The 25392-nt window shown below is 61.5% G+C and carries 26 protein-coding genes and 1 pseudogene; 17 read left to right on the top strand and 10 right to left on the bottom strand.

Annotated elements, in window-relative coordinates; translation table 11 throughout:
• Nucleotides 1–14: 14 nt before the first annotated feature.
• From CHEJ32_RS25675 to CHEJ32_RS0121460, 7 genes are all read left to right on the top strand, one after another.
• Nucleotides 15–653, top strand: coding sequence for a nicotinate-nucleotide adenylyltransferase (locus tag CHEJ32_RS25675; protein ID WP_051469835.1), 639 nt, complete (start codon nt 15–17; stop codon nt 651–653).
• 218 nt (nt 654–871) lie between these two features.
• A complete protein-coding gene (gene rsfS / locus CHEJ32_RS0121485) occupies nt 872–1246 on the top strand; it encodes a ribosome silencing factor (RefSeq protein WP_028035621.1) in 375 nt (124 codons plus the stop codon).
• A gap of 158 nt (nt 1247–1404) precedes the next feature.
• A complete protein-coding gene (rlmH, locus tag CHEJ32_RS0121480) occupies nt 1405–1884 on the top strand; it encodes a 23S rRNA (pseudouridine(1915)-N(3))-methyltransferase RlmH (protein WP_028035620.1) in 480 nt (159 codons plus the stop codon).
• Nucleotides 1885–2092: 208 nt separating this feature from the next.
• Nucleotides 2093–3310: a peptidoglycan DD-metalloendopeptidase family protein gene (locus CHEJ32_RS0121475; RefSeq protein ID WP_198023902.1), complete on the top strand. Its 1218-nt coding sequence runs from the start codon at nt 2093–2095 to the stop codon at nt 3308–3310.
• Nucleotides 3300–4634 (top strand): S41 family peptidase, encoded by a 1335-nt coding sequence (locus tag CHEJ32_RS0121470; RefSeq protein WP_028035618.1) that lies wholly within the window; start codon nt 3300–3302, stop codon nt 4632–4634. The genes CHEJ32_RS0121475 and CHEJ32_RS0121470 overlap by 11 nt, the downstream gene beginning before the upstream one ends.
• A gap of 78 nt (nt 4635–4712) precedes the next feature.
• Entirely contained in the window at nt 4713–5900 is a 1188-nt protein-coding gene (locus CHEJ32_RS0121465) for a divergent polysaccharide deacetylase family protein (RefSeq protein ID WP_028035617.1), read from the top strand.
• Nucleotides 5897–6412, top strand: a complete 516-nt coding sequence (locus tag CHEJ32_RS0121460; RefSeq protein ID WP_156936767.1) for an RNA pyrophosphohydrolase — start codon at nt 5897–5899, stop codon at nt 6410–6412. Before CHEJ32_RS0121465 ends, CHEJ32_RS0121460 begins: the two co-directional genes overlap by 4 nt.
• 172 nt (nt 6413–6584) lie before the next feature.
• Here CHEJ32_RS0121460 and leuC read toward each other — a convergent pair whose 3' ends face one another.
• From leuC to CHEJ32_RS0121410, 9 genes are all read right to left on the bottom strand, one after another.
• Nucleotides 6585–7994, bottom strand: a complete 1410-nt coding sequence (gene leuC / locus CHEJ32_RS0121455; protein WP_028035615.1) for a 3-isopropylmalate dehydratase large subunit — start codon at nt 7992–7994, stop codon at nt 6585–6587.
• 216 nt (nt 7995–8210) lie between these two features.
• Nucleotides 8211–8717, bottom strand: a complete 507-nt coding sequence (locus CHEJ32_RS0121445; RefSeq protein ID WP_028035614.1) for an MgtC/SapB family protein — start codon at nt 8715–8717, stop codon at nt 8211–8213.
• A 136-nt stretch (nt 8718–8853) separates the two neighbouring features.
• Nucleotides 8854–9354: a 50S ribosomal protein L19 gene (gene rplS, locus CHEJ32_RS0121440; protein WP_028035613.1), complete on the bottom strand. Its 501-nt coding sequence runs from the start codon at nt 9352–9354 to the stop codon at nt 8854–8856.
• Between the two features lie 244 nt (nt 9355–9598).
• Complete coding sequence (locus CHEJ32_RS26915) at nt 9599–9943, bottom strand: RcnB family protein (protein ID WP_034658911.1); 345 nt, start codon at nt 9941–9943, stop codon at nt 9599–9601.
• A gap of 79 nt (nt 9944–10022) precedes the next feature.
• Nucleotides 10023–10421 carry a DUF4260 family protein gene (locus tag CHEJ32_RS25670; RefSeq protein WP_245261243.1) on the bottom strand — a complete coding sequence of 133 codons (399 nt, stop codon included), beginning with the start codon at nt 10419–10421 and terminating at the stop codon, nt 10023–10025.
• A complete protein-coding gene (gene trmD / locus CHEJ32_RS0121425; RefSeq protein WP_028035611.1) occupies nt 10418–11125 on the bottom strand; it encodes a tRNA (guanosine(37)-N1)-methyltransferase TrmD in 708 nt (235 codons plus the stop codon). Before trmD ends, CHEJ32_RS25670 begins: the two co-directional genes overlap by 4 nt.
• Entirely contained in the window at nt 11122–11754 is a 633-nt protein-coding gene (rimM, locus tag CHEJ32_RS0121420) for a ribosome maturation factor RimM (protein ID WP_028035610.1), read from the bottom strand. The genes trmD and rimM overlap by 4 nt, the downstream gene beginning before the upstream one ends.
• A 48-nt stretch (nt 11755–11802) precedes the next feature.
• On the bottom strand, nt 11803–12162 hold the full coding sequence (locus CHEJ32_RS0121415) for a cell division protein ZapA (protein ID WP_028035609.1): 360 nt from the start codon (nt 12160–12162) through the stop codon (nt 11803–11805).
• Between the two features lie 4 nt (nt 12163–12166).
• Nucleotides 12167–12439, bottom strand: coding sequence for a DUF4164 domain-containing protein (locus tag CHEJ32_RS0121410; RefSeq protein WP_028035608.1), 273 nt, complete (start codon nt 12437–12439; stop codon nt 12167–12169).
• Nucleotides 12440–12724: 285 nt separating this feature from the next.
• On the opposite strand from CHEJ32_RS0121410, the gene tkt reads away from it, so the two are divergent.
• From tkt to CHEJ32_RS0121385, 5 genes are all read left to right on the top strand, one after another.
• Nucleotides 12725–14713, top strand: a complete 1989-nt coding sequence (gene tkt / locus CHEJ32_RS0121405; RefSeq protein ID WP_028035607.1) for a transketolase — start codon at nt 12725–12727, stop codon at nt 14711–14713.
• Nucleotides 14714–14825: 112 nt separating this feature from the next.
• Nucleotides 14826–15839, top strand: coding sequence for a type I glyceraldehyde-3-phosphate dehydrogenase (gap, locus tag CHEJ32_RS0121400; RefSeq protein WP_028035606.1), 1014 nt, complete (start codon nt 14826–14828; stop codon nt 15837–15839).
• 125 nt (nt 15840–15964) lie between these two features.
• Nucleotides 15965–17815, top strand: coding sequence for a potassium/proton antiporter (locus tag CHEJ32_RS0121395; RefSeq protein WP_028035605.1), 1851 nt, complete (start codon nt 15965–15967; stop codon nt 17813–17815).
• A gap of 65 nt (nt 17816–17880) precedes the next feature.
• A complete protein-coding gene (gene pgk, locus CHEJ32_RS0121390) occupies nt 17881–19077 on the top strand; it encodes a phosphoglycerate kinase (protein WP_028035604.1) in 1197 nt (398 codons plus the stop codon).
• Nucleotides 19078–19191: 114 nt separating this feature from the next.
• Entirely contained in the window at nt 19192–20217 is a 1026-nt protein-coding gene (locus CHEJ32_RS0121385) for a class I fructose-bisphosphate aldolase (protein WP_028035603.1), read from the top strand.
• Nucleotides 20218–20252: 35 nt separating this feature from the next.
• Here the strand turns inward: CHEJ32_RS0121385 and CHEJ32_RS27490 are convergent, their stop codons facing one another.
• Nucleotides 20253–20417, bottom strand: a complete 165-nt coding sequence (locus CHEJ32_RS27490) for a hypothetical protein (RefSeq protein ID WP_198023900.1) — start codon at nt 20415–20417, stop codon at nt 20253–20255.
• A 148-nt stretch (nt 20418–20565) separates the two neighbouring features.
• On the opposite strand from CHEJ32_RS27490, the gene CHEJ32_RS0121375 reads away from it, so the two are divergent.
• From CHEJ32_RS0121375 to CHEJ32_RS0121355, 5 genes and pseudogenes are all read left to right on the top strand, one after another.
• Nucleotides 20566–22461 (top strand): propionyl-CoA synthetase, encoded by a 1896-nt coding sequence (locus tag CHEJ32_RS0121375; RefSeq protein WP_028035602.1) that lies wholly within the window; start codon nt 20566–20568, stop codon nt 22459–22461.
• A 52-nt stretch (nt 22462–22513) separates the two neighbouring features.
• Nucleotides 22514–23306, top strand: a pseudogene (locus CHEJ32_RS25665) (SDR family NAD(P)-dependent oxidoreductase).
• 81 nt (nt 23307–23387) lie between these two features.
• A complete protein-coding gene (locus tag CHEJ32_RS27240) occupies nt 23388–23552 on the top strand; it encodes a hypothetical protein (protein ID WP_156936765.1) in 165 nt (54 codons plus the stop codon).
• Nucleotides 23553–23779: 227 nt separating this feature from the next.
• Nucleotides 23780–24484: a YafY family protein gene (locus CHEJ32_RS0121360; protein ID WP_028035601.1), complete on the top strand. Its 705-nt coding sequence runs from the start codon at nt 23780–23782 to the stop codon at nt 24482–24484.
• Nucleotides 24485–24933: 449 nt separating this feature from the next.
• The gene (locus tag CHEJ32_RS0121355) at nt 24934–25320 is read left to right on the top strand and encodes a YkvA family protein (protein ID WP_034658923.1); all 387 of its coding nucleotides are present in this window, start codon (nt 24934–24936) and stop codon (nt 25318–25320) included.
• Nucleotides 25321–25392: the final 72 nt, after the last annotated feature.

The raw sequence follows: 25392 nt of genomic DNA, 5'->3' as shown, positions 1-25392 counted from the left end.
CGCGCTATCTGCGTATGCCGCATGTCGAAAAGGGAATGGCCGTCGGGCTTTTCGGCGGGTCCTTCAATCCGCCTCATGCAGGCCATGCGCTGGTCGCCGAGACCGCGCTACGGCGGCTGGAACTGGATCAGCTCTGGTGGATCGTCTCTCCCGGCAATCCGCTCAAGGACCATAGCGGGCTTGCAACGCTGCGCGAACGGATTGCGCTGTCCCTGGCCTGTGTGACCGACCCGCGGATCAAAGTGACGGCTTTCGAGGCCGGCTATCATATCCGCTACACGGCGGATACGGTCGACTTGGTTCGACAGCGCAATCCGGGCGTTCATTTCGTCTGGATCATGGGTGCCGATAGCCTGCGCACATTTCATCGGTGGGAGCGCTGGCGCCGGATTGCGCACAGTGTGCCGATCGCGGTCATCGATCGGCCCGGTTCGACGCTTTCTTTCCTCTCGTCGACCATGGCCAAGGCATTCGATCACGCCCGCATCGATGAGGCAGATGCACCGCTTCTCGCTCGCACCCGCCCCCCGGCATGGACGTTCATCCATGGGCCACGCTCTTCTTTGTCTTCGACCGCACTTCGTGCGCAGGCCCAGAGGAAAGAAGTGCGAATCAGAACAGGCGGAGAGGCGGGCGATGACGCGCCGTCATGACAGCCAGCGACGAAGTAGAGCTTCCCGAAGACGACTAGAGAAAACGCCGGAACTCACTTTCCCCATCGGAGTTTTTCAAATGGCCGAGAAGCTGTCTTGAAACCGACAAGCTTGTCTGCCTATCTTTAGGTTGTCGCGCAGCCTTTGCTGCGCGGTTACGTTGTTCTTACTGGAAAGGAAAGACACTGAGAACAGCACTGCAGAAGAAGGCATCGATTTTGCCTTCGCCGGCCGGGACACGCGAAGAGAGCCTGTCACGCGCCTTAGAAACCGCGCTCCAGAGTCTGGAAGACTCGAAAGCGGAAAACATCGTTTCCATCGACATTCAGGGCAAGTCTCCGCTGGCGGACTACATGATCGTAGCGTCCGGCCGGTCACACAGACATGTTGCGGCCGTAGCGGAGCATCTCATCCGCGCCTTGAAGGACGCGGGCCTCGGTAACGCGCGGGTGGAAGGCCTGTCCGGTGCCGATTGGGTGTTGATCGACGCGGGCGACATCATCGTTCATGTGTTCCGCCCCGAGGTCCGGGAGTTCTATAACATCGAAAAGATGTGGCAGACCCCGGATCTGGAGGAAGAGACGCTCCACTAGAGAGCGATGTTGAACGCGCATCGCCATCCCGGAAGCCGCGAAGCTTCCGGAGCGGGTAATCGTGTTACCCTTGGCGAGGATTGATCTTGCTGGCGTCCGCGATCTTTCGCGGAGACGAAGTTGTTGCAGTCCGCAGCAGACAGTTGGGTGAGGGTTCCATTCGTATCGCCATACATGCCGTGGGTCGGATGAAATCCGGGCCGGAGAAGGAACTGGCCGAACGCTATTTGGATCGCGTCGCGAAGGCCGGACCTGCTGTCGGTCTCGAGTTCGCGGGCCTGAGCGAGACGCCGGAAAGTCGTGCGAAGAGCCCAGCCGAGCGAAAGAGGGAGGAAGGCCGCCGCCTGATTGAACTCGCCGAAGGCAGTGCTTTGGTGCTGCTCGACGAGCGGGGGAACAATCTCTCGTCGCGGGATTTCGGCACCAGGATCGCTTCGTTCCGCGATTCCGGGATGCGGCAAATGGTGATCGCGATTGGCGGGCCGGACGGCCATGACGAGAACCTCAGGGGCAAAGCGGATCTCAGCATTGCCTTCGGGGCGCAAACCTGGCCTCATCAGCTCGTTCGGGTCATGCTCGCCGAGCAGTTGTACCGCGTGATAACCATTCTTTCGGGCCACCCCTATCACCGGGACTAGGAAGGTGTGGCATGGAAAGCATGCCTCCTGGCGGAATGCAGGGACTGCTGAGGTTCGGGATTGAACCGGGATGCAGGCCATGGTTGATGTTTCGTTAACGTTCTATTTTTACGCTGTGCGAGAGATTCTTGCGGTAGAGAGGTGAAGGTTGCCCCCGGTCGGCCAATTTGGACGAGCCCTTCTCCCAGCGGCCCTGGTGTTCGCTGGTATGGTCGCGGAGCCGTCCTACGCTCAGACGGTGGACAATCTTGAACTGAAGCAGAACGAAAGCGTCGAGGAGTACCGGCGACTGTCGCAGGAGATCGCTCTCTCGGAGAAGCGGCAGGCGGAGATTGCGGAAGAAATCGCGGCTATCAAGGATGATAGTGCGGCGCTCACGGCTTCGCTCATTCAGGCCGTCAAGACAGAGCGGAAACTCGGCGAAGACATCGCCGACATAAGGATGAGGCTGCAGGACCTCGGCTCGCAGGAGCAGGAAATCAAGGTCTCGCTCGCCGGCCGGAGGGGAACCCTGGCCGAGGTCCTTGGTGCATTGCAGCGCATGGGGCTCAACCCGCCGCCGGCGATCCTCGTGCGGCCGGAAGATGCGCTGGCCTCGGTCCGTAGCGCGATCCTGCTTGGCGCGGTGGTGCCGGAACTGCGTTCCGAAACTGAGCTGCTCATCTCTGATCTCGATGCCCTTACGCGCGTAAAGACATCGATCACCGAGGAGGAAAAGCAGCTACAAACCAAGCGAACCGAGCAGGCGGAGGAAAAGGAAAGGCTCAAGCTTCTGCTTGAAGAAAAGCGTCGCGTGCAGGCTGAAGCGGAGATGCGGATGGAGGCCGAGCGCGAGCAGGCGGCGGAGCTGGCTGAGCGTGCAACGAGCCTGCAGGAGCTGATCACCTCGCTGGAAAAGGATATCACGTCGCTCCGCAAGATGCTTGAGGCCAGGAAGCAGGCGAATGAGGGAGAGCTGCTTTCGGACGCGCTCCCCCCCTTCGCCAAGCGGGCAGGCCTCGTCCCGCTGCCGGTGTCAGGGCAATTCGCCAAGCGTTTCGGCGAGGACGACGGCACCGGAAGCGCCCTTAAAGGTGACATCCTAAGGACACAATCAGGCGCAATCGTCACAGCTCCAGTAGATGGGACGGTGCTTTATGCGGGGCCATTCCGGTCATACGGTCAGCTATTGATACTGAACCCCGGCGACGGCTATCATATAGTGCTGGCAGGGTTGGACCGGCTCAACGTTTCGCTTGGACAATCGGTCCTGGCTGGAGAGCCGGTGGGTATGATGGGCGAGGCTCGCCTGGCAAGTATTGCGGCTTCAACTTTGGATGGTGCCGTGCCGGAACTATATGTAGAATTCAGGAAAGACGGGAAACCGATCGACCCGAAGCTTTGGTGGGCTCGGGAACTCTCTGGAAGGACGGGAAATGATTCGTAAATTGTCGCTCTTGTTTGCCGGTGCGTTGATGGGCGCATCTGCCATGAGCCTCGTCTACGGGACGAACGGCACGGCAGCGATCGCAGCGGGTACCGACACCTATCGACAGCTCGCGATCTTCGGCGACATCTTCGAACGCGTGCGTGCGCAATATGTGACGCCGCCTGATGACAAAAAATTGATCGAGAATGCCATCAACGGCATGCTTACCTCGCTCGATCCGCATTCGTCCTACCTCAACGCGGATGCGGCGCAGGATATGCGTGTGCAGACCAAGGGCGAATTCGGCGGGCTCGGCATCGAAGTGACGATGGAGAACGAACTGGTCAAGGTCGTCGCTCCCATCGATGACACGCCGGCGTCGCGCGCTGGTATCCTCTCAGGCGATCTCATCGAGAAGATCGATGGCGAGGAGGTTCGCGGCATGACGCTGAACGATGCCGTCGACAAGATGCGCGGTCTCGTCAATACGCCCATCGAGCTCACCGTCCTGCGCGAAGGCCAGACGAAACCCCTGACCTTCAAGATCATCCGCGACACGATCAAGGTGAAAGCGGTCAAGTCCCGGGTCGAGGGAGACGATATCGGCTACCTGAAGATCACGTCCTTCACCGAGAAGACGACCGACGACCTGCGGCAGGCGATAGAGAACATCCGCAAGGAAGTGCCGGAGGACAAGCTGAAGGGTTACGTGCTCGACCTCCGGCTCAATCCGGGCGGTCTTCTCGACCAGGCGGTGAACGTCTCCGACGCCTTCCTGGAGCGCGGCGAGATCGTCTCCACCCGAGGCCGTGAGTCGAGCGACATTGCGCGCTTCAGCGCCCAGGCCGGTGATCTGACGGGCGGCAAGCCGCTGATCGTGCTGATCAACGGTGGTTCCGCCAGCGCGTCGGAGATCGTGGCAGGCGCGTTGAAGGATCACAGGCGTGCGACGCTGGTCGGCACGCGATCCTTCGGCAAGGGGTCCGTGCAGACCATTATCCCCCTTGGCGAGAATGGTGCCCTGCGGCTGACCACGGCGCTCTATTACACGCCTTCGGGCGAGTCTATCCAGGGCAAGGGCATCACGCCGGATATCAAGGTCGATCAGCCTCTGCCCGAGGACCTGCAAGACGTGGATCTTTCCCGCGGCGAATCGGATCTTCGCGGCCATATCCGTGGCGCAGAGGAGGACGAGGAGGGCTCCGGCTCGATCGCCTATGTGCCGCAGGATCCGAAGGAGGATGTGCAGCTTTCATACGCGCTCGACCTGATGCGCGGTGTGAAGGAAGACCCGGCATATCCGGCAAGCCCCGATAAAGCGGTGATGAACCAGCAGCAGTAAATAAGAACCGGGTGGCGCGTCCTGATTTGGGCGCGCCACACCGCTTTGTGGGACGACGTGGGGCGGTCGCGGGAATGAATGCAACCTGCTCGCAATGAACTTGACGAACCGCTCGGCCAGAACGGGCAGCCATCTCCGCCGCCGAGCCGGGGTCTCCTCTCAATTGCGATCTTCCTCACACTTTGTGCGCTGGCAGCCGTAAGCGTTGCCGGGGTGGTGGTGCTCAGGGAAGGCAACTCGCCCATTCCTCTTGCACTGGTTTTGCCGAATGCCAAGAGTGGTCTTCAGATCGCCGCTTCCGAAAAACAGAAGCCTGAGCCGGATAAGCCGGGCGATGTAAAACCGTCCGAGTTCCGGTTCTCCACGACCGCATTCACCGCGCCTACGCTCGGTGCTCAGGACTACCGGAAATTCATCGTCGTGCGAGATCCCGCCGAAGCCGGACAGGATTTGCGCGTCGCGCATTTGCCGGATCGTTCGCTGATAGAACAATCTGAACTTGGGCCGCTGCCCGTTCGGGCCGCTGATGGCCGGCGTCCATTCGATGTTTATGCGCGACCCTGGTCGGGGGCACGCGGTGCGCGGATCGCCATCGTCATCGGCGGCCTCGGCATTTCTCAAACCGGTACCCAGGAAGCGATCAAGAGACTTCCTCCGGAAATCACATTGGCTTTCGCGCCGCTCGGCAACAGTCTGGCACGCTGGATGCAGGAGGCGCGCCACGATGGCCATGAAATCATCATGCAAGTGCCCCTTGAGCCTGTCGGCTACCCTTCGACCAATCCCGGTCGTTATACGCTGCTTACAACCGCAAGACCCGACAAGAACATCACGAATCTACGCTGGGTGCTCGGGCGCACCACGAATTACACGGGTGTGATGAACTATATGGGTGGGCGTTTTACGGCGGACCGCAAAGCCATGGACCTGCTTTTCGATGAGCTTGGCCGCCGTGGACTTCTCTATTTCGATGATGGGACGTCGGCTCGCAGCGTTGCAGAAAAGGTCGCGCTGGCCAAAGGCGTGCCTTTCGTGGCCGGCGATGCGGTCATCGATCAGGAGCGCGAGCGCGGCGCCATCCTGAAAAAGCTCGACGAGCTGGAGCGCATCGCACGCGCGAAAGGCTTCGCAGTGGGAAGCGGCATCGCTTTGGACGCGACGGTTGAAGCTGTTTCCATATGGGCAGCGGAAATTCGCAAGAGAGGGATTGAACTTGTTCCGATCTCCGCAGTAGCGAACGATCCGGAAAGAGGTGAGGGCGGATGATGCGGAAAGCGAAGGCGGAAGATCTACCTTACAGGCCGTGCGTCGGCGTAATGGTGCTGAATCGGGCAGGCGAGGTATGGGCGGGCAGGCGGATCCGGGAAACAGCCACGGAACTGGATGGCACCACGATGTTGTGGCAGATGCCGCAGGGCGGGATCGATGAGGGCGAGGACCCGCTCGAGGCGGCCCGTCGCGAACTTTACGAGGAAACCGGGATCCGCAGCATCTCATTTCTGGCCGAAGCGCCCGATTGGATCACCTACGATCTGCCGGAACATTTGGTTGGAAAGGCCCTGAAGGGCCGCTATCGCGGGCAGAAGCAGAAATGGTTCGCCTTCAGGTTCGAAGGCGAGGACAGTGAGATCGCCATCAATCCTCCCCCGGGAGGCCATAAACCCGAATTCGATGCTTGGGCCTGGAAGCCGATGCAAGAGCTGCCCGAACTGATCGTTCCGTTCAAGCGACAGGTCTACGAAGAAGTTGTTGCGGCCTTTCGGCATCTGGCCGCGTAAGCCAGATTCCCTTCCGGCCGAAAACCGACTTGATTTGCACGACCCTCTCGGCAAATCTACAGAGTTCCTTTGCGCCTGACCGGATGGTTGCGCTGTATATTCGCGGCGATGCCGGACAAACGAAAGAGGCGCCTCATCAAGGCGCCCCTTCATCGGTCCGCGATGGAAGAGCTTATCTCCACTCGCGGATATCGACGAAATGTCCTGCGATCGCTGCGGCGGCGGCCATTGCCGGCGAAACGAGGTGCGTACGGCCTTTGAAGCCCTGGCGCCCCTCGAAGTTGCGGTTCGAGGTGGAAGCGCAGCGCTCGCCGGGCTTGAGCCGGTCATCGTTCATCGCGAGACACATGGAGCAGCCGGGTTCACGCCAATCGAAGCCGGCTTCGATGAGGATCTTGTCCAGCCCCTCTGCCTCCGCCTGGGCCTTTACAAGGCCGGAGCCCGGCACGATCATTGCATTGACCCGCTCATGCACCTTGCGGCCCTGGGCGACCTTCGCTACGGCGCGCAGATCCTCGATACGGCCATTGGTGCACGAACCGATGAAGACGCGGTCGAGCGCGATGTCCGTGATCTTGGTCCCCGGCGTCAGGCCCATATATTCGAGCGCACGCTTCTTGGACATGCGTTTTGTCTCGTCGGGAATTTGATCCGGATCCGGAACGACGCCGGTCACCGCAACCACGTCTTCCGGTGAGGAGCCCCAGGTGACGATAGGCGGCAGGTTTGCCGCATCGAGCTTGACCACACGGTCGAAATGAGCGCCTTCGTCCGTGTGCAACGTTTCCCAATAGGCGCGTGCCATGTCCCAAGCGGTTCCCTTGGGCGCACGCGGCCGGTCCTTGATATAGGCGTAGGTGGTCTCGTCGGGAGCAATCATGCCAGCCCGCGCACCGCCTTCGATGGACATGTTGCAGATGGTCATGCGTCCTTCCATGGACAGCGCCCGGATCGCCTCGCCGGCATACTCGATCACATGACCGGTTCCTCCGGCCGTGCCGATCTCACCAATGATGGCAAGGATGATGTCCTTGGCGGTCACGCCCTCGGGGAGGTGGCCGTCCACCTGGACAAGCATGTTCTTGGCCTTGCGCTGGATCAGCGTCTGGGTGGCGAGCACATGCTCCACCTCTGAGGTGCCGATGCCGTGCGCCAGCGCACCGAAAGCGCCATGGGTGGATGTGTGGCTGTCGCCGCAGACAATGGTCATGCCGGGCAGGGTGAAGCCCTGCTCGGGCCCCACTATGTGAACGATTCCCTGCCGGCTGTCAGCCTCGTTGTAGTATTCGATGCCGAAATCGGCAGCGTTCTTGGCCAATGCCTCGACCTGGATCCGGCTCTCCTCGTTCTTGATGCCGAATTTGCGGTCGGGCGAAGTGGGCACATTGTGGTCCACCACGGCGAGCGTCTTTTCCGGATGTCGCACTTGGCGGCCGGCCATGCGCAGCCCCTCGAAGGCCTGCGGGCTCGTGACCTCGTGCACCAGGTGCCGATCGATATAGAGCAGGCAGGTGCCGTCATCCTGGCGGTCGACCACGTGGTCGTCAAAAATCTTGTCGTAAAGCGTGCGGGGTGCAGTCATATCTGGTTGTCCTTGAGAAAGCGGGAAGAGAGCCCATTCGGGCATTGGTATCCGCTTAAGGAAGTCGGCAGAGGAGCGCGCCCGAAATGCGCGCGAAAAAACGGCCCGGCAGGCGCTTTACGTCCTGCAGCACAAACCGCTTATAGGCCGGATGTCCGAAAAGTTCTTCCATGGCCGGTTCATACCAGCCTTTTGTTCACTCGGCAATCGGAGCGGTCAGTCTGCCTGGTCTGCCTTGGCAGGACGCTGCTTTAGAGCCAGTCTCACCTCGAGCTGGCGAAGCACGGCGAGAACAACCGTACCCAGGACGCAGGACAAGAGCGCGATCGTCCAAAGGCCCAGCCCAGCAGAAAGCCCGGTGGCGGCGGCAAGCCACATCCCGGCACCGGTCGTGAGCCCGTGCACCTGACCGCGCTTGAAAATGATGAAACCCGCGGCAAGAAAGGCGACCCCCGAGGTGATCGCTTCCACCAGACGGATCGGGTCGGCCCGCACCTGATCTTGCCCGAACACGTGCATCGAGACAATTTCGATCGATATGATCGCAAAGGTCGCGGAAGCCAGGCAGACAAGCATATGGGTTCGGAGCCCTGCCGGCCGATCGGTAAGTTCCCGCTCGAAGCCTAGAATGCCACCCAGGATGACGGCCGCGACCAGCCGCACCGAGATCACTTGCCAAGGCAAGGTCGTGCGAAAGGAAAACTCTTGGAAGAGGACATCCATGTCGCCTGCAACGCGGCCCGGCGGTTCGGGTTCCGCCGTGTTGGCGCTCCGCCCGCGTCGGGCTTTCGATGGCCCGATGCATACAAAAAGGGGAGCGTCCAAGACGCTCCCCTTGTCGAACTCTGATGTGAGCTTCTTATTCGCTCTTGGCCTCTGCGGCCTCGGCTGCTGCCTTCTCTGCTGCGAGTGCCTCGGCAGCGGCAACTTTCTCTGCCTCGATCCGGGCGCGCTCGGCGGCAGCGGCTTCGCGCTCGGCGTCGTTCAGCTTGCGGGCACGGGCACCGGTGTTCTCGCCGATACGGGCAGACTTGCCGCGGCGATCACGCAGGTAATAAAGCTTTGCGCGGCGGACCTTACCGCGACGCACCACCTCGACGGCCTCCACGAGCGGAGAGTAGACCGGGAAAACGCGCTCCACGCCTTCGCCGTAGGAAATCTTGCGTACGGTGAAATTCTCATGCAGGCCGGAGCCGGAGCGGGCGATGCAGACGCCCTCGAACGCCTGGACGCGGGTGCGGTTGCCTTCAGTCACGCGCACCTGGACGCGCAGCGTGTCGCCGGGCGAAAATTCAGGAAGCGTACGCTTGGCTGCAATCTTCTGGGCCTGCTCGGCCTCGAGCTGACGGATAAGGTCCATCGTCATATCCTCTTGTTCTTCTCGAAGCGTCAGAGCGCTCGTCCCGCCGGCAGTAACTCACCGCCTGAAGAGTGCGCCGCAGGCGGCGCAAGAGCGAATTCACGTTCATTGGTTAAGCGCCGGCCATGGACCTTCCATGCCAGCCGTGGGGCACATACACCACATCGACAGGGGAATCAACTGCCGGCAGGCAGCGGCTCTCCGCAACCCGCCGGCACTCTGGCTCGCTTATGGTCGGAGAGACTCAGCGGCCTGCGATGATTCCTGCGATGATGCCGGTCGCCACACTGATCAGAAGGTAGTCATTATCCACCTTCACCCATTCCTGCCCCCTTGCAGGCCGCTTCAGGCCGTGACGGTGCCAGTCGCGGACCACAGTCCGGCGCTTCCAGTCGGAAACCCGCTGCCCCTTCTTCCAATGCTGCATCGGCGGACGATGACGGTTAGGCGCATGAAAGTTGGGCTTGGCCGGGCGGCTATAGTGGTGATCGCGTCCCCAGTCATGGCCGCGTGGCTGGGCCTGAGCCGCGGTTCCGGCGGCGAGAGAGAATGCGACGGCGGCGAGCAGCGTGCGGGAGAAAATCTTCATGACGGGGTTCCTTGTTCTCGATGGCGCGAACATAGGTGCGGGCGGATGAACGGCAGATGAACCCAAAATTACACTTCTGTCATGAAATCAGGGATTTACGAAGGTTAACAAGACGGCGTGGTGGGTCAGTTACCGATCCGGCCAAGATGCGTGTCCTGAAAAAACCGCTCTTATGCTTCAGGCCATATCCCAACATCCGGTCGGCGGCGATATGAGCCGCGAGGATGATCGCGAGATGAACGGTGAAGAGCGATCCAGTTGCAAGGCCTGCGAAGCACAGCAAGACGGCTGCTATCCAGCTGTGCAGGGCATTGTAGCTCCAGGCGCCCATGCGTGGACCGACAAGATAGCCCAGCATGGAAAGATCGGGAGCGAGGATAAGCAGGAGGAAAACCCACCAGCTGCCATCGGTAAGATGATAGGCTGCGAGCGCCGCAAGCAGCAGCACTGCATTTTCGGCTCGGAGCAGGAGTTTCATTTCCTGTCCCTTGCCCGTTCATAAACATGCCAGAGATCCGGCCGCCGTTCCCTGGTGAGCCGCTCGGCTTCGGCGAGCCGCCATTCTGCAATTCTGCGGTGATTCCCCGAGGTGAGAACGTCCGGGATCTCACGCTCTTCGAAGATTTGCGGGCGCGTATACTGGGGATGTTCGAGAAGTCCGCTCTCGAAGCTTTCTTCCATTCCGGAGGTCTCGTTCCCCATCACCCCGGGCAGAAGCCGCACCACCGCGTCAAGCAGGACGATTGCAGCTGGTTCGCCGCCTGAAAGGATGTAGTCCCCGACGGAGACCTCTTGCAGAGAACGCGCCTCTATCAAGCGCTGATCGATCCCTTCGAAGCGCCCGCACAGAATCACTGCACCAGGACCCTGAGCGAGTTCGCGTACGAAAGCCTGAGTTAGCGGTGTGCCTCGCGGACTCATGAGCAACCGCGGACGCGAGTCGCCCTCGGGCGAGGCGTAATCAATGGCGCGGGCGAGGACATCCGCACGCATGACCATCCCGGCGCCGCCGCCTGCCGGTGTGTCGTCGACGCTTCTATGCTTGTCGAGTGCAAAATCCCGGATCTGCACGGCCTCGAGGGACCAGGTGCCAGCGGCCCGGGCGCGGCCGGCCAGCGAAACGTCCAGCGGCCCGGGAAACATCTCGGGATAGAGCGTCAGCACCGTAGCGCGGAAGGTCAACGGTTGCCTCCAGCGTCCTTTGGGCCGCGAGGACGAGAACCGCCGTCGAACCGGTGCAGGTCCGCACTCTCCTTACCGCTTGCGGCCTCTGCTTCTGCTTCTTCAAGCCCGGCGGCAACGCTGTCGATCCGCACCACGCCCTCGGACAGGTCGATTTCGGGCACGGCGTCGCGCGTGAACGGAATCATCACGGTCGACCCGGAGTGTTCCCTGAATTCGAGGAGATCACCGGCACCGAAATTGTGAACGGCGATAACGCGGCCGAGACTTTCCCCGGTCTCGTCCAAGACAGTTAGGCCGACCAGGTCGGCGTGATAGAACTCTTCTTCCTCCAGCTTCTCCGGCAACGCCGAGCGGTCGACGTAAAGGGCTTCCCCGTTCAGGGCTTCGGCCGCATTCCGGTCATCTATGCCCTTGAAGCGAACGATGACCACCTCCTTCGCCGGGCGGATGGCCGCCACCGTGAAGGTGCGTCCGTCTACCGCATAGAGTGGACCATAGGTGCCGAGCGCCATCGGATCCTCGGTGAAGGTCTTCACCCGGACCTCTCCTTTGATGCCGTGAGCAGCGCCGATCACGGCAAGTTGCACCGGATTCTCGATCCCTGCGGGGGTTCTTGGCTTCGCCATCGGTTTCCATCGCGCCAGTGGCGCGTCCGTCAGTTGCTGGCGGCCTTCTTACGAGCCCGCCAGTTTTGCGGCAACCGATTCTATGCGCTCGGCGATCTGGGTGAGCGCGCCCGTCAGCGCGGCATCGTTCTGGTCCGCCTTAAGAAGGGCATCGTCACGCGTCTTGCGCAAAGTGGCGATCTCGCTCTCCAGGCCACGCATGCGCTTCTGCATTTCGGAAAGCTCGTCCATCACCATGATGCCGGCCATGACGGTGATGCGCTGGTCGCCGATCTCGCCGAACGAGTCCTTCAGATGTGCGACATACTGGTCGAATCGTTGTGCGAGCTCGATGAGGTGCTCTTCCTGCCCTTCCTCGCAGGCCATCCGATACGCTTTGCCGTCAATGGTAACCGTTACCTGGGCCATAGTCCTACCGATCCAGAACGGCGCGGATGGTTTCCATCGCCGTCACCAGCCTGCGCGATACCTCGCGATTCACCTCCGCAAGGCGCTCAGCGCGCGCTTCCGATTTGTCGATTTCCTGCGCAAGCCGGGCGCGGTCGGCGCCCATGCGCTGTACTTCCGCCTCGGCTTCGGAAAAGTCGCGCTCCCGCTCAAGCCTGGCCTCGGCTGCAGCTTCCAGGCTGTCGATGGCCTTCCCGAGGCGTATGAGAACTTCTCTCAGCGTGGTTTCCCCACTCATCGCAAACATCCCCGGCCGCCCCCGCCCGCGAATAGCGCGCAATCAGAAGATTTTATCCGCAAAAGATTACGCGCCGGTTGAATCGCCAGTCAACACGTTGGGCAGGCAATCCCCCGGTTTGCTCGCGAAAACTCATGGCGGCAACCCTTTCGGAGGAGAAGGGGCGAACCATCTGTGCCCACCGCGGTTTATTGACTTGGGCAGCGCAACTGCTATGTGTCGCCTGCTTTTGCGGGCGCGAGCCCGACAATGCCCGATAGACCGGCAGCCGACCAGCGAGCGGACATGATCTCACGCGAAAAACACGACCGGATGGCAAATGCGATCCGTTTCCTTTCCATGGATGCCGTCGAGAAGGCGAAGTCCGGACATCCGGGCCTTCCCATGGGCACGGCAGATATCGCGACCGTGCTCTTCACGCGGTTTATGAAGCACGATCCGAAGACCCCCCATTGGCCGGATCGCGACCGCTTCGTACTGTCCGCCGGCCACGGCTCCATGCTCCTTTATTCGCTTCTCTATCTGCTGGGCTACGAAGACATCACGATCGATGAGATCAAGAACTTCCGCCAGCTCGGCTCTCGCACGGCTGGCCATCCCGAATATGGCTTTGCGGCCGGCATCGAGACCACCACAGGGCCGCTCGGCCAGGGCTTTGCCAATGCGGTAGGAATGGCGATTGCCGAGCGCATGCTCAATGCGCAGTTCGGAAACGACCTCGTCAACCATTACACCTATGCGCTGGTGGGCGACGGCTGCCTGATGGAGGGCATCAGCCAGGAGGCCTTGACGCTGGCCGGACATCTCCGGCTCAACAAGCTCATCGTCCTCTTCGACGACAACCATATTTCCATCGACGGTCCCGTTTCGCTCGCCGATTCGACCGATCAGCGTGCGCGCTTCGCCGCTTCGGGCTGGAACACGCTGCGGGCCGACGGGCATGACCCGGACGCCATCGCGGCAGCCATCGAGAGCGCGCGCCAATCCGATCGGCCGACGCTGATCGCATTCCGCACGACCATCGGCTACGGTGCACCGACCAAGGCCGGCACCAACAAGGTGCACGGCTCTCCGCTCGGAGCGGACGAGATCGCCAAGACGCGCGCTGCCCTGGGCTGGGACTCGCCGCCCTTTGTCGTCCCATCCGACATTCTCGACGACTGGCGGCTTGCCGGTCTGCGCTCGGCCAAGGAGCGGGGTGCATGGGAGAAGCGGCTCGCCGCCGCGGATACGGAAACCCGGGTGCAATTCGATCGGCGCATGCGCGGCGACCTCCCCGAAGCGTTCCCAAGTGTGATTGTGGATTATAAGAAGAAGCTCACCCAGGATAACCCGGCTGTCGCGACCCGCAACGCGTCCGAAATGGCCCTCGAGGTCATCAATGAGTGTGTTCCCGAAACGGTCGGCGGATCTGCGGACCTGACGGGTTCGAACAATACCAAGACGACCCAGACCAAGCCGATCACGCCCACGGATTTTTCGGGCCGCTATATCCATTACGGCATCCGGGAACATGCCATGGCCGCCGCCATGAACGGGATCGCCTTGCATGGCGGCCTGATCCCCTATGGCGGCACATTCCTGACATTCTCGGATTACGCGCGACCGGCCATGCGTCTGGCCTCGCTCATGCATATCCGCTCCATCTTCGTTATGACGCATGATTCGATCGGGCTCGGCGAGGACGGCCCGACGCACCAGCCGGTGGAGCATCTAGCCGCATTGCGGGCGATCCCGAACCACAATGTCTTCCGCCCGGCCGACGCCACAGAAACGGCGGAATGCTGGCAGCTCGCGCTGGAATCGAAAAAGACGCCCTCCACGCTTGCCTTGACGCGCCAGAAGCTTCAGCCGGTTCGCCTCGATTTCGAGGAGGAGAACCTGTGCGCGCGCGGAGCTTATGAGCTTTCGCCGGCCAGCGACGATGCGAAGGTGACGATCTTTGCCAGCGGCTCGGAGGTGGAGATAGCCATGGAGGCGCGAGCCATGCTGGAAGAACGCGGATACCCCACGCGCGTGGTGTCGGTGCCTTGTTTCGAGCTTTTCGAACTGCAGCCGAACGATTATCAGCAGGCCATTCTCGGCAATGCGCCGGTGCGCATCGCCATTGAAGCCGGAGTGCGGCAAGGCTGGGACCGCTTCATCGGGGTCGACGGTATCTTCATCGGCATGCATGGTTTTGGCGCCAGCGGACCCGCGCCGGAGCTCTACAAGCATTTCGGCATCACTGCCGAAGCCGCAGTCGAAGCTGCCGAGGCGCGCCTGCGCGGTTGAGGTTTGCAGCCGGGCTGTCCAGCCCGGCGCACGGTTTCTTCAACAGGGCGCCATGAAATCGGCGTCCCGCCATGCCAGGGAGCATGGCGTTCAAGCTCGCCGGAGGTAGTTCATGACCATCAAAATAGCCATTAACGGATTTGGCCGCATCGGCCGCAATGTCGTGCGTGCCATCTATGAATCGGGGCGCAAGGACATCGATGTGGTCGCCATCAACGATCTCGGGCCTGTGGAGAGCAATGCGCATCTGCTGCGTTACGACAGCGTGCATGGCCGCTTTCCGGGCGAGGTGAAGGTCGAAGGCGACAACATCCAGATCGGTTCCGATTCCTTCAAGGTTCTCTCCGAGCGCGATCCGTCAAATCTTCCGTGGAAGGATCTGGGCGTCGATATCGTGCTCGAATGCACGGGCATATTCACCTCAAAGGACAAGGCCTCGGCGCATCTTGCCGCCGGCGCAAAGCGCGTGCTTGTCTCCGCTCCTGCTGACGGTGCCGACCTCACGGTCGTCTATGGCGTGAACCACGACAAGATCACCAAGGACCACCTGGTCATCTCCAACGCATCCTGCACCACGAACTGCTTGGCCCCAGTGGCCAAGGTGCTTCATGAATCCTTCGGTATCGAACGCGGCTTCATGACAACGGTGCATGCCTATACCGGCGATCAGCCGACGCTGGACACGATGCACAAGGATCTTTACCGCGCCCGCGCGGCAGCCATGTCGATGATCCCGACCTCGACCGGCGCAGCAAAGGCCGTCGGCCTGGTCCTGCCGGAGCTGAAGGGCAAGCTCGACGGCGTCTCCATCCGCGTGCCGGTGCCCAATGTCTCGGTTATCGATTTCAAATTCGTTCCCAGGCGGAGCGTGACCGCCGAGGAAGTCAATCAGGCGCTGGTGGCTGCGGCAAGCGAAGGCCCGTTGAAGGGCGTCCTCGCCTACACCGAGGACAAGCTGGTCTCGATCGACTTGAACCACAATCCTGCCTCATCCACCTTCGCACTCGATCAGACGAAAGTGATCGATGGGGGGCTCGTGCGCGTGATGTCCTGGTACGACAACGAGTGGGGCTTCTCCAACCGTATGGCGGACGTGACGGCTGTGATCGCCAAGACCCTCGCCTGAGGATCACGAAGATTTTCATAGAAAGGGCCTGGCCATTCGCCAGGCCCTTTTTCTTTCAGAGCTGCCTTGCGCAGGCCGATATTTTTACCCCACTTTAGCCGCATCGCCCTCATTCTAGAGAGCCTATGGATCAGGCTATTTATCTTATCACCCTTATCGGGACAGCACTCGTGCTGTTCGCCGCGTTTTCCAGCCTGGTCGCGTTCCGCTTTGGCGCGCCGCTGCTTCTTATCTTTCTCGGCATCGGGCTTGCTGCCGGCACCGACGGGCTGGGTCTCGATTTCGACAATGCCTCGCTGGCGTTCTTCGTAGGGTCCCTGGCGCTGGCCGTGATCCTCTTCGATTCCGGTTTCGGTACGTCGTTTGCGAGCTTTCGTTCCGCGTCTGCCCCGGCCATCGTGCTTGCAACCTTGGGTGTGGTGATAACGACAGGGGTCCTCGGCCTCGCCACCCATTATGCGGCGGGTTTCGATTGGCTCGAGTCCTTCCTGCTCGGTTCAGCGGTTGCGTCGACGGATGCGGCGGCCGTCTTCTTCCTCCTGCGCGTAGGCAATATTTCCGTGCGTGACCGGGTGCGCTCCACGCTCGAGGTGGAATCGGGCTCGAACGATCCCATGGCGATCTTTCTCACGCTCTCGCTCGTGAGCCTCATCGATTCCGGCAGGGTGCTGGAGCCGGGCGCGCTTGCCGGTGAGGTCGCGCTGGGGTTCCTGCAGCAGATGGTGCTCGGCCTCGCCGTCGGTTTCATCGGCGGGTACATGATCGTCCGCCTTGTCATGCGGCTTAGCCTGGAACAAGGGCTTCTGCCAATCTTCGTCCTGGCGCTTTCGCTTCTCGTGTTTGCCCTCAGCGGTGCCATCGGCGGGTCTGGCTTTCTGGCCGTCTACGTCGCCGGCATGGTGGCCGGTAACGCCCGCATGCGCTCGACCGGCATGCTGAAGCGCTTTCAGGACGGGGTGACCTGGCTGGCGCAGATCATCATGTTCCTGGTGCTCGGCCTTTTCGCCACGCCGTCGCAATTCGGCGATATCCTTTTACCCGCGCTCTTCATCGGCCTTTTTCTCATTTTCGTGGCCCGCCCGATCGCGGTCACGATCTGCCTCGCTCCATTTCGCTTCACCAAGGCCGAGACCGCATTCATCTCCTGGGTCGGCCTGCGCGGCGCGGTTTCGATACTGCTCGCTCTCCTGCCGATCATGGATGGAGTGGAGGGCGGCCGGGCCATCTTCAACATTGTCTTCATCGTCGTGCTCATCTCGCTCGTGCTTCAGGGCTGGAGCATCCGCCCGGTAGCGCGCCGGCTCGGCATGGTCGTGCCGCCGCGCATCGGCCCGGTGGACAAGGTAGAGCTGGAGCTACCGGGCTCGGCACATCACGAGCTCCTTGCCTACCGTGTGGTGGCCGGGAGCCCGGTGGAGCGCGGCGAGCGCATTCCGCGTTGGGCTCGACCTTCTCTCGTGGTGCGCGACGGGCGGTCCATGGCCTACCAGTATGCCGGGCGCCTGATGGCCGGCGATCGCGTCTACATCTTCGTGCCGGGTCGCTATCCGCGCCTCCTTGACCGGCTCTTCGCAAGTCCGACCGAGGTGGATCCGGAGGATGCGGAATTTTTCGGCGCCTTCGCGGTGGACCCGAAGCGCCCCATGTCTGATATCGAGGCGGCCTATGCTCTGGGGCTGAGTGAGGAAGATCAAGCCCTCACCATTGCCGATTTCGTGCGGATGAAGCTGGGCGGGCGTGCGGAATATGGTGACCGGGTTCCGTTGGGAAGCATCGAGCTCATCGTGCGCGATGTGGATGAGGATGGGCAGATAACGTCGATCGGGCTCTCCGTCGAGCCGCCTGCGCACCCGCCACAGGTCCCGGTTTTCATCAGCGTCGGAGAGGCGCTCAGCCGTCTTTGGGATATGATTCAACGCTGGCGCGGCCGTCGGAATGCCCCCGTGGGAGAAGCGGGCGAGGGCGCGAAGGAGTAAATCTGCCTTGCCTGACGCAGGGCGGACTGTATGTTCCCCGCGAATTGCCATTCGAGGAGAGAGTCATGGCCGGTTTCAAGACGTTGGACGACCTGAAGGACATTACGGGGAAACGTGTGCTCCTGCGCGTTGACTTGAACGTGCCGGTGAAGGATGGGGAGGTGACGGATACCACTCGCATCGAGCGCGTTGCGCCGACCATCACGGAACTCTCCGACAAGGGCGCCAAGGTCATCCTCCTTGCCCATTTCGGCAGGCCCAAAGGCAAGCCCGATCCTGAATCTTCACTTAGACCGATTGCGCACGCAGTGGAGGCCGTCCTCGACCGGCGCGTCCATTTCGCGGCGGATTGCATCGGCGAAGCAGCCGCGAAGGCTGTAGACGACATGGCCGACGGGGATATCCTGCTTCTCGAAAACACCCGGTTTCATGCGGGAGAGGAGAAGAACGATCCGGAATTCACGAAGGCGCTCGCCCAAAACGGCGACATCTATGTGAACGACGCCTTCTCCGCCGCTCATCGCGCGCACGCCTCCACGGAAGGGCTGGCGCGTCTCCTGCCCGCCTATGCCGGTCGCACCATGCAGGCCGAGCTCGAAGCGCTGGAGAAGGGCCTGGGGAAGCCGGAACGGCCGGTCGTGGCGATCGTCGGCGGCGCCAAGGTCTCCACCAAGATCGACCTGCTCACGAATCTGGTGAAGAAGGTCGATGCTCTCGTCATCGGCGGCGGCATGGCGAATACGTTCCTTGCCGCTCGCGGCACGGCGGTCGGCAAATCGCTTTGCGAGCACGATCTTGCAGCTACCGCAAAGCAGATCATGATCGATGCGGCCTCTGCGGGTTGCGCGATCATCCTGCCTGTCGATGCCGTGGTGGCCCGGAAGTTCGAAGCAGGAGCCGAAAACGAGACGGTCGATATTTCCGCCATCCCACAGGATGCCATGATCCTGGACGTGGGGCCGAAATCGATCGAGAAGGTCAAGGAGTGGCTGGATCGTGCCCACACGCTGGTATGGAACGGCCCGCTCGGAGCATTCGAAATCGAGCCCTTCGATCGGGCAACCGTCGAGGTGGCACAATACGCCGCAGAGCGCACGAAAGATGGCTTTCTGATCTCGGTTGCGGGCGGGGGCGATACGGTGGCGGCGCTCAACCACGCCGATGTGGCTGACGATTTCACCTATGTCTCCACCGCCGGCGGCGCGTTCCTCGAATGGATGGAAGGCAAGGAACTTCCGGGCGTGGCAGCCTTGCAGGGGTGACTCCCCTCTTCGAGAAATAATTCGTTACATTTCAATCGATTAGGGAACTTTAGCTGCCATTCCGTTTTTACCCCGCTTCTGGTATTCGGCATGTGTTGAGACAGGAGACGTAGGATGAGCGAGAGGCTGGAAGATATCGCGGCCAAGATGGTAGCCGACGGCAAGGGGATTTTGGCGGCGGACGAAAGCAGCGGCACGATCAAGAAGCGCTTCGATACGATCGGCCTCGAATCGACCGCCGACAACCGCCGCGATTATCGCGAGATGCTGTTCAGCGCCGATGAGGCCATGCGGAACTACATCTCAGGCGTCATTCTCTATGACGAGACGTTGCGCCAGCAAGCCCGGGACGGCACGCCGCTCGTGGAGATCATCAGCCGTTCCGGCGCGGTGCCCGGCATCAAGGTCGATGCAGGCGCCAAGCCGCTGGCAGGCTTTCCGGGCGAAACCATCACGGAAGGTCTGGATGGCTTGCGCGAGCGTCTCAAGGAATATCATGAGCTGGGTGCCCGTTTCGCTAAGTGGCGCGGCGTCATCGCCATCTCCGAGGACCTTCCCAGCTGGGGCGCCGTAAAGCAGAACGCGCAGGCACTCGCCCGCTATGCTGCCCTGTGCCAGGAGGCCGGTATTGTGCCGATCGTGGAGCCCGAAGTCCTGATGGATGGCGCACCGGGGGACCACTCCATCGGCCGCTGCTATGAGGTCACCGAGTGCGTGCTGAAGACGGTCTTCGCCGAGCTTTACGATGCCCGTGTCTCGCTCGAAGGCATGGTGCTTAAGCCGAACATGGTGATCGACGGCAAGAATGCACGTAAGGCCTCGCGCGAGGAGGTAGCAGAGAAGACGGTACGCTGCCTCAAGGCGACGGTACCAGCTGCGGTGCCGGGCATCGCTTTCCTTTCCGGCGGTCAGTCCGATGAGGAGGCAACCGCTCATCTCTCGATCATGAACGCTTCATATTCCATGCCGTGGAAGCTCACCTTCTCCTATGGCCGGGCGCTGCAGGCAGCTGCGCTGAAGGCCTGGGGCGGCAAGAGCGAGAATGTGGCGGCCGGCCAGCGCGCCTTCGCGCATCGGGCGCGCATGAACGGGCTTGCCGCGCGTGGTGATTGGAAGCAGGATCTGGAAGCTGCCGCTTAGCGGCTATGGGAGGCAGGCGGCCGACTGGCCGCCTTTCAGCCTCTCAAATGACTCAGCCCGACAGTCGCCGCTATCGCCAGCAGCGCGATAACGGCAAGCTTCCAGAAATCCCGCCGCTGTCGCAGGCCAGGCAGGCCCAGCGGCCGGATGAGGTGCAGGATCATGGCGGCCACGATCAGCAGTGACAGGATTTTGGTCATGTGGCAGGCCGGCTGGTAAAGTCCCGCCCGGTTTGATCCTATTTCAGGTGTGTTGTCAAAGAGCGCTTCTCCGCCGCAAGTCGAGTTTACGCGGACCGTTCCTCCCCTATAGATTTGAATCATGCTCAGCCGAAGGGAGGAAGGCTGCATGGTCTCGCGTTATCACGACGTTTATGGCCGATGGAAGGAAAGCCCTGAAGCTTTCTGGGCCGAGGCGGCAAGCGCCGTCGACTGGTTCAAGCCCTTTGACCGGGTTTTTGACCCCGACCAAGGGGTGTATGGCCGCTGGTTCACCGGAGGGCTCTGCAACACCTGCTACAATGCGGTCGACCGGCATATCGAACGCGGACGCGGCGAACAGGCCGCCCTTGTTCATGACAGCCCGCTCACAGGCCGGAAGAAGAGCTTCACCTATCGGGAACTGAAATCGGAGGTGGAGGCGCTGGCCGCCGTTCTTCTGAGGCAGGGTGTCGGCAAGGGTGACCGGGTCATCATCTATATGCCCATGGTGCCTGAAGCCGTCTTTGCGATGCTGGCCTGCGCCCGAATAGGCGCCGTTCACTCGGTCGTATTCGGCGGCTTTGCGGCGCCGGAACTGGCAACCCGCATCGATGATGCAAAACCGAAGCTCGTGATCTCCGCCTCCTGCGGGATCGAGCCCGGCCGTGTCGTTTCCTATAAGCCGCTGCTCGACAGAGCGATCGACATGGCTCAGGTGCCGCTACGATGCATCATCTTGCAGCGTCCCGAACAGACGTGTGAGCTCGTTCCGGGCCGCGACGTGGAGTATGCGGAAGCGGTCGCGGCGGAGCGCAACACCGACGTCCCATGCGTACCAGTGGCGGCGACCGACCCGCTTTATATCCTCTATACCTCGGGTACGACGGGCCGGCCTAAGGGCGTCGTGCGCGACAATGGCGGCCATATGGTCATGCTGAAATGGAGCATGCAGAACGAATTCGGCATAGAGCCGGGCGAGGTGTTCTGGGCCGCATCGGATGTGGGGTGGGTCGTCGGGCATTCATACATTGTCTATGCTCCGTTGCTGCATGGATGTACGACCGTCCTTTTCGAAGGAAAGCCGGTGGGTACGCCCGACGCCGGCGCCTATTGGCGGGTGATCGCGGAACACGGAGTCGCCGCGCTCTTCACCGCTCCCACAGCCTTCCGCGCCATCCGCACTGCGGATCCGGAGGGCGAATTCATCGGCAGGCATGATCTCTCGCGGTTCCGAACATTGTTCCTCGCCGGCGAGCGGGCGGATCCCGACACCGTGAAATGGGCGGAGCGATGCCTGCGCAGGCCGGTGATCGATCACTGGTGGCAAACGGAGACCGGCGCGCCGATCAGCCAGAATCCGGTCGGACTCGGCATGCTGCCTGTGAAATATGGTTCTCCCGGTGTTGCGATGCCCGGCTTCGACGTCCAGGTGCTCGATGAAAACGGCTTTCCGGCGGCGCCCAATGCCCTCGGCAATGTCGTCATAAAGCTACCTCTCCCTCCCGGATCGCTGCCGACGCTCTGGAACGCGGATCGCCGCTTTCGGGAGGCTTATCTCACGGATTTTCCGGGCTATTACAAAACCGCCGATGCCGGTTTCATCGACGAAGACGGCTATATCTTCATCATGTCGCGTACCGACGACATCATCAACGTCGCCGGCCACCGGCTTTCGACCGGCGCGATGGAGGAGATCGTTGCCGAACACCCGGACGTGGCTGAATGTGCGGTGATTGGCGTGCATGACGGGCTGAAGGGGCAAGTGCCCTGCGGTTTCATCGTCATGAGGAGCAGCTCTTTGCGTCCGCTGGATGAGATCGAGGCAGAGCTCGTTGCGATGGTGCGGGAACGGATCGGGCCGGTGGCGGCCTTCAAACGCATTGTAGCGGTCAAGCGCCTGCCCAAGACCCGGTCCGGGAAGATCCTGCGGGCCACCATGCAGAAGATCGCTGACGGCGAAACCTGGAACATGCCGGCCACGATCGACGATCCTGCCGTTCTGGACGAGATTTCAGCTGCATTCGAAAAGCGAGCACCGGCTTGACCGCGCCATTGCGGCAGACCAGTTTTCTCCGTTGAGAGAGGGAGCATCGGCAATGGCCCTGGACGGGAAAACAGCGGTGGTGACAGGGGGTGCGGGCGGGATCGGCTACGCTATAGCCGAACGCTTTCTGCGGGAAGGCGCGCGCGTCGTGATCGCTGATATCGATGGAGAGAAGGGTGCCCGCGCGCTCAAGGACTTGGAGAAGCTCGGAGAAGCGTGGTTTGTCAAAGCCGATGTCGGCAAGAGCCTCGATGTGCACAATCTGACGGCCTTCACGATCGACACGCTCGGGGACATCGATATCCTCGTGAACAATGCCGGCATCAGCCACAGCGCCACTTTCCTGGAATTGAAGGAAGACGATTTCGATCGCGTGCTGCGGGTGAATCTCAAGGGGGCTTTCCTGGTCGGCCAAGCGGCTGCGCGTTTCATGGTGGAGAAGGTCGAGAACGGGGGGGGCGCCAGGAGCGATCGTCAACATGTCGTCGGTCAATGCGGTTTTTGCCATCGCGAATGAAGTGCCCTATTCCGTCTCGAAAGGCGGTGTGAATCAGCTGACCAGGGTGATGGCGCTTGCGCTTGCGCCTTATGGCATCCGGGTAAACGCCATCGGGCCCGGCTCGATCATGACGGACATGCTGACCGCGGTGAATGGTGATCCTGAAGGGCGGGACCGCATCCTGTCCCGAACGCCGCTCGGCCGTATCGGCGATCCGCAGGAAATTGCGGCCATTGCCGCGTTTCTTGCATCCGACGATGCGAGCTATATTACCGGCCAGACCATTTACGCCGACGGTGGTCGGCTCCCGCTCAACTACACGGTTCCCGTGCAGCGAGAAGAGTGATCCTGGGCCTTCAGCCTCCTGACAAAACGTTGTCACCACGGGCGTGAGATAATCCTCCGGTGCCATTATGGAGGATGAGTCATGGTGACTGTGAGAAATCCGATCACGCGGGCGCTAGGGCGCTGGACGGAGGCCTATCGGTTACGCAGGCGCCGCAAAATTGGCGAACGGATCATGAACGAGCTGCCGCACAACCTGCAGCGGGATATTGGCTGGGTGCCGGGAGGGCCGGCACGCGGCCGCTGATTCGACTCCTGCCACCCTCCTGACGCAATGTTGTCAGGAGGGGTGTGCGAGGGGTGAAAGAGAATGAGGGGCCAATCATGTCACTATGTCTTCACGCCTGCAGCATCATGCGCTCTTGTATTGCAGTAGTAACGTGCCCGCCAAATTTTGGCGCTGGACGTCAGTTCGTGTATCGTCCGGACGGGGGCAGCAACGATTTCGGGCTGTTTGTGTGAGGAGCGGCCTAAATGCGGCGTGCCGACCGTCTCTTTCAGATCGTCCAGCATTTGCGCGGTGGCAGGCTGGTGACCGCCCGCATGCTTTCGGAACGGCTCGAAGTGTCCGAAAGGACAATCTATCGCGACATTGCAGACCTTCAGTCGACCGGAGTGCCGATCGATGGAGAGGCGGGCGTCGGATATCTGATGCGCGAAGGATTCGAGCTGCCGCCGCTGATGTTCACCCGTGATGAAATCGTGGCTCTCGTCGCGGGCGCCCGCATGGTGCGCGCCTTTGGCGGCGCAGCGATGGCGCGGGCGGCAGAGGAAGCGCTGATCAAGATCGGCACCGTTCTACCGCAAAGCGAGCGCGACCGCATTTCCCGCACTGAAATCCACACTCCGAATTGGGGGATAAGCGAGGCCGAACGGCAGGCAATCGATGTGATGGAGCGGGCGATTGAGCAGCGCCGCACGCTCTCCCTCGATTATCGGGATGAAGTCGGCCGGGTAACTCAGCGCGATGTCCGCCCTCTGGGCCTCTGGTTCTGGGGAAAGGTGTGGACGCTTGTCGCCTGGTGCGAGCTGCGCGACGATTTCCGCACGTTCCGTATTGATCGGATCGTCGTCATGCAAGATGCCGGCCGCCCCTTCAAGCCCGAGCGGGGCAAGCAGCTTGCCGACTTCTATCGCCGGATGGAGTTGCATGAAAGCGGCGGCAACGGTCACGCATAGGGGCTGCTTTATAGCGCCGTGCGTCCATTCGGACGCACAAAAGATGCCGTAAGTCCCTGGATCGACGCATCGTTTCCGAAAACCGATTCCGGTTTTCTGGCCGATGCTGTAGCCGGAAGGATCGACCAAAGGAAAAGGGGCCGTCCTGAGACGACCCCCGTGCATTCCATTCCTGACGCGGCCAGCGGCTGAGCATTCATGCCGCACCGCGCGTCATGCGCTTCAACCGAGAGGCTGCTCCCGGGTAAGGCAATCCGCCGAGGCCACGCTGGAATTGAAATCACTCGACATTGGATCACCTCCTTTCGTTTGTTTCGGTTGTGCCCAATGTGGAATGCGGACGCGTGATGTGCAAGGGGCATGCGGCTTTTTGTGCCGCGGCCAGGCGGCTGCCGTCACGCAAGTCTCGTTCCATTGTCGCGAGCATTGCATCGTGCGATGCTGGTGTGATGGAAAATATTCTGGCGCGCTTGAAGGTCTGGGCGAAGGAGCTCAAGCGGGATATCGTAGCTCTATGGATCGCTGCGCGCGATCCCCGGACGCCATGGCACGCAAAGATTGCCGCAGCCGCCGTGGCGGCCTACGCGCTGAGCCCTATCGACCTGATTCCGGATTTCGTGCCGGTGCTGGGCTATCTGGATGATCTTGTCATCGTGCCGCTCGGCATTGCACTCGCCATCCGCCTCGTCCCAAAGGATTTGATGGCCGAGTACAGAAGAGAAGCAGCGCGGCGGGAGGGCAGGCCGCGCAGCCTTGCAGGAGCGGCCGTCATCGCGCTCCTTTGGCTCATTGCACTCGTAGCTGCCAGTTGGTGGCTATACGACAGCCTCGGCTAGCCTACTCCCGAAGATCGCAATGGTCTTCGGGACCGCGGGGCGTAGATCTGCGCGCGCCCGAGGACACGCAGG

Origin of the sequence: Chelativorans sp. J32 (assembly GCF_000518985.1) — a bacterium.
Lineage (GTDB): Bacteria > Pseudomonadota > Alphaproteobacteria > Rhizobiales > Rhizobiaceae > Chelativorans.
Note: the sequence above shows the minus strand (reverse complement) of the source record. Positions and strands in the feature narration are given on the sequence as shown.